The sequence below is a fragment of the Anabaena subtropica FACHB-260 genome (genome assembly GCF_014697105.1).
GTDB lineage: Bacteria > Cyanobacteriota > Cyanobacteriia > Cyanobacteriales > Nostocaceae > Trichormus > Trichormus subtropicus.
This window is the reverse complement of record NZ_JACJRF010000059.1, coordinates 19,295-27,183: the sequence shown is the minus strand read 5'-3', so window position 1 is coordinate 27,183 and position 7,889 is coordinate 19,295. Positions and strand designations below refer to the sequence as shown.

Sequence of the window (7,889 nt, the reverse complement as noted above, 5' to 3'; positions counted from 1 at the left end):
AATGAATTTATAATCACTGTTAAACTAAAATATTTTAATCCTTCGCCCAAAATCTAACATATTTTGGGCTATTTTTATTGGCTTTTTCTTAACATTCAACACTTCTGGGACTATCCATACGGTAAGATGACTCAATGTCCAATTCTGAGCAACTTGTCATCTACCAGCTTCATCTTTTTATCCTGCATATAATTCCAAAGATTTTTTTCCTTATCTAATAATTTGTAAAAGTTTCTCTTGAAATGAATTTTTTTTAAGAATTGGTACTAACTTTTTACTAAAACGATAGCTTTTGGTAGGTATCGAGCATTTTGCCTAAATTGATCAAAAATCTTACTCTGAATTCCAGTAATTATTACACTATATAGGTTTGTCAAGTCCCTCCTTTTCAGAAGGATTCAGTTGTTATTGAAGAAAAGCAAGCATTTCTAAGGCAGAGAATGTTGACAAACATCTCGGCGCAATAGAAATCTGCGATTTGGACTCTCATTTGTAGTTTGACTAGTTGCTATTCCAAGTCATAGGAGTGCTATGGATTTTCCCACCTTAATTTCAGCACTGACAGCAGCTGCAACCCCATTGATAACAGTTCTGCGATTCATGCGGGAAACAGAAAGCACAGGAGAAACTTCAAGGACAAACGGAAAGGAAAGACCTCTGCTACCTATGAGGAAATTCCAAACGGCATTTTTAGCTAGTGTAATAGTTGTTGGCTTGTTGATGGGGGTGGTACGACCTTTAGGAATATTGCAATCATCGGAGTTAGCAGCCTTCGACCATCTGATGCGATCGCGTCCTACCGAGCAACCAGATCCTCGCCTACTAGTAGTCACAGTTGACTCACATTTTGCACTAAGATCCCTACCCGCCCGAATATTTAATTTAAGTGGGTCATAGCTAATAAGCTATGACTCATTCAGCATTTTCCATTCTCTCTTGTCCTAGCAGAGTAGTTACTCACTCATTAGCAAATATTTTGTCAATGTATAGTGATGCTCGTCACATGGGAATACTAAATGATGCAAATCTATTTAGTAGACCTTAACCTTAATGTCAGTATTAAGCGGCACAGAATACCCTATCGTTGGCTATCGTATTACCGAACAAATCTATGTAAGTAGCAAAACTCTGGTTTATCGCGCAATTAGGGAACTAGACCAACAATCAGTCATCATCAAACTGATGCGGACTGAATATCCAACCTTCGCTGAAATTGGTCAGTTCCGTAACCAGTATACTATCACTCAAAACCTTGATCTGCCTGGTATTGTCAAACCCTTGAGCTTCGAGAGTTATCACAACAGCTATGCTTTAGTGATGGAAGATTTTGACGGCATATCTCTGAAAGACTGGCAACAAAGCAAGCAAAAAGAAAAAAACAAACCAGTTTCTCTAGACGAGTTCTTCCATATTGCTATTGAGATTACAGCTATCCTTGACGGACTGCATCGTGAGCGCATCATTCACAAAGATATCAAACCCGCTAACATCCTGATTAATTCCACTACAGGGGAAGTTAAACTCATAGACTTTAGTCTTGCTACTATTTTGCCTAGAGAAATTCAATCCATTCTCAATCCTAATGTATTAGAAGGGACTCTAGCCTATATTTCTCCTGAACAAACAGGAAGAATGAACCGAGGTATTGATTATCGTTCTGATTTTTACTCTTTGGGTATTACTTTCTTTGAATTGCTGACAGGTTTGTTACCTTTTACCAGTAACGAACCGATGGAGTTAGTTTACTGCCATATAGCCAAAGAAGCACCAAAAGTCAGTCATATTAACTTTAATATTCCTCTAGTTTTATCTAATATCATTAACAAGCTTATAGCCAAAAATGCCGAAGACCGCTATCAAAGTTCTCAAGGACTAAAACATGACTTAGAAATATGTCGAAACCAGTGGCAAGAAACTGGCAACATAGCATCTTTTGAGTTAGGAATGCGAGACATTTCCCACCATTTTGTAATTCCAGAAAAACTGTATGGTCGCCAAAATGAAGTAGAAACTTTACTGACTACATTTGAGCGAGTAACTAGCGGTAAAAAGGAAATGCTTTTAGTCTCAGGGGTGTCTGGTATTGGCAAAACGGCTGTGATTAATGAAGTCCACAAAAGAATTGTGCGGCAACGTAGCTACTTTATCAAAGGAAAATTTGATCAATTTCAACGTGATATCCCTTTATCAGCGTTAGTACAAGCATTTCGAGATTTGATTGGGCAAATACTCTCAGAAACGGATGCCCAAATTCAAGACTGGAAAAGCAAAATATTAGCGGTATTAGATACACAAGGTTGCATACTAACAGAAGTAATTCCTGAACTCGAAAGGATTATTGGCAAACAACCTCCTGTTGCTGAACTTTCTGGGAGTGCCTGTCAAAACCGCTTTAATACGCTGTTGCAGAAATTTATCCATGTCTTCACCAACAAAGAACATCCTTTAGTAATTTTTTTGGATGATTTGCAATGGGCAGATGTGGCTTCTTTAAACTTTCTTCAAGTATTGATGAGTCAAAGCACATCTTCTAATTTGACATTGGAAACAGAAAAAGACAGCAATATTGATGGTGGACTACTGCTAATTGGTGCATATAGAGATAATGAAATTTCTACAACACATCCGCTATATTTAACACTCACAAAAATTAACGAAGTAAATATCTATGTCAATACTATTAATTTATTACCGCTCAATCAGAATGATTTAAATCAATTAATTGCTGATACCCTTCATTGTGCCAGTGAAGTTGTTATTGCTTTAACACAAATAGTATTTGCTAAAACTAAAGGAAATCCATTTTTTGTTAATCAATTTCTTAAATATCTTTATGAAAATAAATTGATTACTTTAAATTCGGAGGTCGGTTACTGGCAATATAAAATCCAAGAAATCCAAGAATTGACTTTCACTGATGATGTTGTAGAGTTTATGGCAGATCAAATAAAAAAGTTACCAAATGAAACTCAAGAAGCATTAAAGGTTGCGGCTTGTATTGGTAATGAATTTGATTTAAAAACTCTAGCGATCATTTACAAGAAATCTATATTAGAGACAGCTTCTGATTTATGGATGGGCTTACTGGAAGGCTTAATTATATCTCATGGGAATTATTATAATGTACTCCCAGAACTAGATGATTATGGAAATATATATATTGCTGAATATCCAACAAATGAACTATCAAATAAATGTCACCTAACCAAATATAAGTTTGTACATGATCGGATACAACAAGCTGCTTATTCTCTAATTCTACAAAAATATAAAAAATTTCTTCATTTAGAAATTGGCATACTACTCAACAGTAATACTCCAGTTTACGAAAGAGAAGAAAAGATTTTTGAATTGGTTAATCAGTTTAATATCGCAGTAGAATTGATTACTAATGAAAAGCAGCGAAATGAACTAGCAGCAATGAATCTTACTGCTGGACGTAAAGCTTTAGCATCAACAGCTTACTCGGCTGCTATTAAATACTTAACAACTGGTATTGAACTTTTACCGTCCGATTGTTGGGATGCTCAATATAAGCTTACGCTGAACTTACATGAAACTGCCGCAGAAGCTACATATCTTAGTGGCAATTTTGAGCAGATGGAACAATTACTAGAAATAGTTTTAATCCAAGCTAAAACACTATTAGACAAAGTCAAAGCATATGAGATTAAGATAGAAGCATACAAAGCACAAGGTTGTAGTTTTGATGCTATTAAGACAGGTGTAGAAATCTTAAATTTACTAGATTTGCCGTTTCCAGAACAGCCAAATCAGGCAGATATTGAAGTAGAACTACAACAAGTACAGTTAGCATTTGTAGGTAAACAGATTGATAATCTATTTAATTTACCTCATCTCACTGATCCAAATAAATTAGTATTGATGAAAATAATGGGGAGACTTTTACCTATTACTTATGCTAGTAATTCTCTCATGTTTTCTTTAATAGCTCTTAAACAAGTCAATTTATCTCTGATCTATGGTAATTGTGATGTATCATCTTTGGCTTATGCAGTTTATGCAGTGAATTGTTGGAGTCTATCAGGTAATCTTTATTCATGTTATCGCTTAGGTCAATTAGCTTTAAAGTTATTAGATATATTTAATCCCCGAGAATTGCGGTGTATTACAACTTTTGTTGTTAATAATTTTACGATACATTGGCAAGATCATCTCCAACAAAGTTTAAATTCTTTGATCAGTGCTTATTCGATAGGATTAGAAACTGGAGATTTAGAACAAGCTGCTTATGCTATATATATGTATGCTGAACATTCCTTTTTTCTAGGAAAAAATCTTTCAGAATTAGAAAGAGAAATGAGTGATTATCATGAGAAAATTCAGAAATTAAATCAGGAAATTCCATTACAGCTACACACAATTAATTGGCAAGCAGTATTAAATTTGTTGAAGGTAGAAAATTCATCTTATTTACAAGGCAAAGCATACACTGAAGAAAGTATGCTACCACTCATGAATAAAAAAGGTAATAAGCTTGCTATTTTTTATATATATTTAGAACAACTGTTACTCTGCTATCTATTTGAAAATTATTTACAAGCTTATGAAAATGCTACTTATGCTGAAGAGTATTTAGAGACAGTTCCAGCAAAATTTGTAGTTACTATTTTCTACTTTTATAGCTCTTTATCTGCGCTAGCAATTTATACAAGTAAGAATAAAGAACAACAGCAATATATTTTAGAAAGTGTAACGCATAATCAACAAAAAATGCAGCAGTGGGCTGAAAATGCTCCTATGAATTTTTTACATAAATATTATTTGGTAGAGGCTGAATTATATCGAGTCCTTGGTAAAAACTTAGATGCAATGGAATTGTATGATCGTGCTATAGCTTTAGCTCAACAGCACAACTATATTCATGAAGAAGCGTTAGCCAACGAACTAGCAGCTAAATTTTATTTGCAATGGGGTAAACAAAGGTTCGCACAAACTTATTTAACTGATGCTTATTATGGCTATCTTCGTTGGGGTGCATTAGCTAAGATTCAAGATTTGCAAACACGTTATCCCCAATTATTAACTACCGTTATCCAACAAGAAAAACTGAAAGAGCAAAGCCAGCTTAAATCTGAAATTACTCATTCTGACGTTGCAATTAATTCTACTCTGACGGCTAGTGAAACTGTCATTAGCTCTCATAGTACAAGCATTTCGGATATGCTAGATTTGGCTGCTGTGATTAAAGCATCTCAGGTACTATCAGGAGAAATTGAACTACAAGAACTTCTTTCTAAGTTAATTGAACTAGTTATGGAGAATGCAGGAGCATCAAAGTGCGTTTTGATTTTAAAGGAAGATAATAATTCAGCCTTAACTGTTACCGCAGTTAGTACTAGTTCAACTTTTGAAGTTACTCATACCAATTTATCTTCAATTCAATTAGAGTCTAGTCAAGATGTTCCTATAAATATAATTAATTACGTCAAGCGAACTGAAGAAATATTAGTTATTGATGATACGGAAGTTCAAATTTCTTTTGCGACAGATAGTTATATCATCTCTAAAAAACCAAAAAGCATTTTATGTATTCCCATGATTAATCAAAATAAATTGCTGGGAATTGTTTATTTAGAAAATAATCTGATTATAGGGGCATTCACACGCGATCGCTTAGAGGTTCTCAAACTTTTGATTACACAAGCAGCAATATCTTTAGAAAATGCTATACTGTACAAAAATCTAGCACAAGCTAAGGAACACTTAGAAGAATATAATCATACATTAGAAGAAAAAGTTGTAGTGAGAACTGCTGAACTTAACAACAAAAATCAAAGTTTACAACAAGCTCTCCAACAGTTAAAGTTAACTCAAGCTAAATTGATTCAAAGTGAAAAAATGTCTTCTTTAGGGCAAATGGTAGCTGGAATTGCCCACGAAATTAATAATCCCATCAATTTTATTCATGCTAATCTCCTTCACACTAGTGAATACATAGAAAATTTATTAGATTTAATTAATATATATAGGCAAGAGAATTGTGATTATTCTCCTCAAATTATAGAAAAATCTGAAGAAATTGATTTAGATTTTATAGCGGAAGATTTACCAAGAATCCTCAATTCCATGAAAGTTGGAAGTACTCGCATTCGTGATATTGTATTGAGTTTACGTAACTTTTCTCGTTTGGATGAATCAGAAATGAAATCTGTTAATATTCATGAAGGAATTGATAATGCTTTGCTGATTTTACAGCATAGAATTAAGAAAATCAGCAATACAAATAAACAAGTTATTGATAAGACAAAAGCAGAAATTTCCATTGTTAAAGAATATGGAAAATTACCACTAGTAGCTTGTTATGCAAGTCAACTTAATCAAGTATTTATGAATATTTTTACTAATGCAATTGATGCTTTGGAGGAGTTAACAATTACAGATACTGAATTATTAATTGCGCCTCAAATTCGGATTAATACTGCGCTAATAGAATCTCATATAGTTAGAATTAGAATATTCGATAATGGTTGTGGAATGACAGAAGAGATACAACAGAAAATATTTGATCCATTTTTTACAACTAAGCCTATTGGTAGTGGTACTGGCTTAGGTCTATCTATTAGTTATCAGATAGTTGTAGAAAAACATAAAGGTAAATTAACTTGTACTTCTACTATCGGACAGGGAACAGAATTTGTCATAGACATACCATTACAGCAAGCCTAAAATTAAAGAGCCTGGATTCTGATAAAAAGAACCCAGGCTGAGTATTAAGAATACTCAAATTTACTAAGTATGAACTTATGCTGCTATTGGTACTTGGTCTAGTTTGTTAGCTTTTACATAAGCCATCCATTCATTCAGCATTTCTGTAAAAGCAGCAAATACTTGTTCTACCAACTGACAAGCTCTCTCCCGCATTTCTTCTGAGATTTCTATATTTTCAATCAAGCTTTCTACATCAGGTGTACCCATAGCATGACCAGTTTCTACAGCTAAATGATATTCACCAAAGTAACGGTAGTTTTCTCCGGTAATTTGCTGTATTTCCCGCGCTATTTCTGCTGTTATAGATAAGAATACGTTACCTGTTGCTTCATTTGATTCAATCACTGCTAGCTTCAAAATTGGGTCTGCTTGGTAAGCATAGGCTGCTAGTTTGTAGCATACTTGCCGTGCTTTTTCATTTGCTGGCCCCCAGATAAATTTCAAAGCATCAAGGTATGTCATTGATGTGTTAAAACCCAATTTTTCCATATCTTCGTAGTACCAGAGAAAATGATGGTCATCCTCATAAGAATGGACATTAATTAATGCTTGAATGGGGTCATTTGTCGGTTCTTCTCGAAAGAAATATTTGTTAACTTCCCAAATATTCATAACAAAAGGAGTAATACAGGGAGCAAAGGCTAGTTTTTGTCTGGGATCTATGCTTTTGTCTGTGAGAAATTCAAAGATTGGCAATTGGGCGAATTCTTGTTTTTTGTGCTCAATGAATGCAAGAACTTCTTTCATCTCGATTACCCTGTATTTGATTTCCTTGATTTATACATTTATTGTTAAATGTTTTATTAAAAATAAAAACAGTAATTGCTAGGAACTTTAAAATATGTATTTTTTATATAAAAATAAGTTATGTATAAAATTTATCAACAATATAAATCTTCATATATCAACAATATATCTTTGAAAGTAAGTAATTCCACTAAAGTTTTTCAAAGAATCTTCATGATGACACTGATCAATACTAATAGAGAATTTTCTCGATAGAGTTTCAAAATGAATACACTTATTTTAAGTAGTGACTAAAAATGCTTGATCTTAAGCCTATGAAATATTAATAAACTAAAATAGATTATGTTTTTTTGAATTTTGATGATTCTTACATTTTTTGCAGTTTTGTCCCTAAAATACTAGCTTTGGCG

3 protein-coding genes are annotated in these 7,889 nt (G+C 33.5%); 2 read left to right on the top strand and 1 reads right to left on the bottom strand.

Annotated features, from left to right (window positions below; genetic code table 11):
- Positions 1 to 531: 531 nt before the first annotated feature.
- On the top strand, positions 532 to 897 hold the full coding sequence (locus H6G18_RS22405; protein ID WP_190409303.1) for a hypothetical protein: 366 nt from the start codon (positions 532 to 534) through the stop codon (positions 895 to 897).
- Positions 898 to 1,050: 153 nt separating this feature from the next.
- Positions 1,051 to 6,690, top strand: a complete 5,640-nt coding sequence (locus tag H6G18_RS22400) for an ATP-binding sensor histidine kinase (protein WP_190409302.1) — start codon at positions 1,051 to 1,053, stop codon at positions 6,688 to 6,690.
- Between the two features lie 75 nt (positions 6,691 to 6,765).
- Here H6G18_RS22400 and H6G18_RS22395 read toward each other — a convergent pair whose 3' ends face one another.
- Positions 6,766 to 7,479 carry a hypothetical protein gene (locus H6G18_RS22395; RefSeq protein WP_190409301.1) on the bottom strand — a complete coding sequence of 238 codons (714 nt, stop codon included), beginning with the start codon at positions 7,477 to 7,479 and terminating at the stop codon, positions 6,766 to 6,768.
- Positions 7,480 to 7,889: the final 410 nt, after the last annotated feature.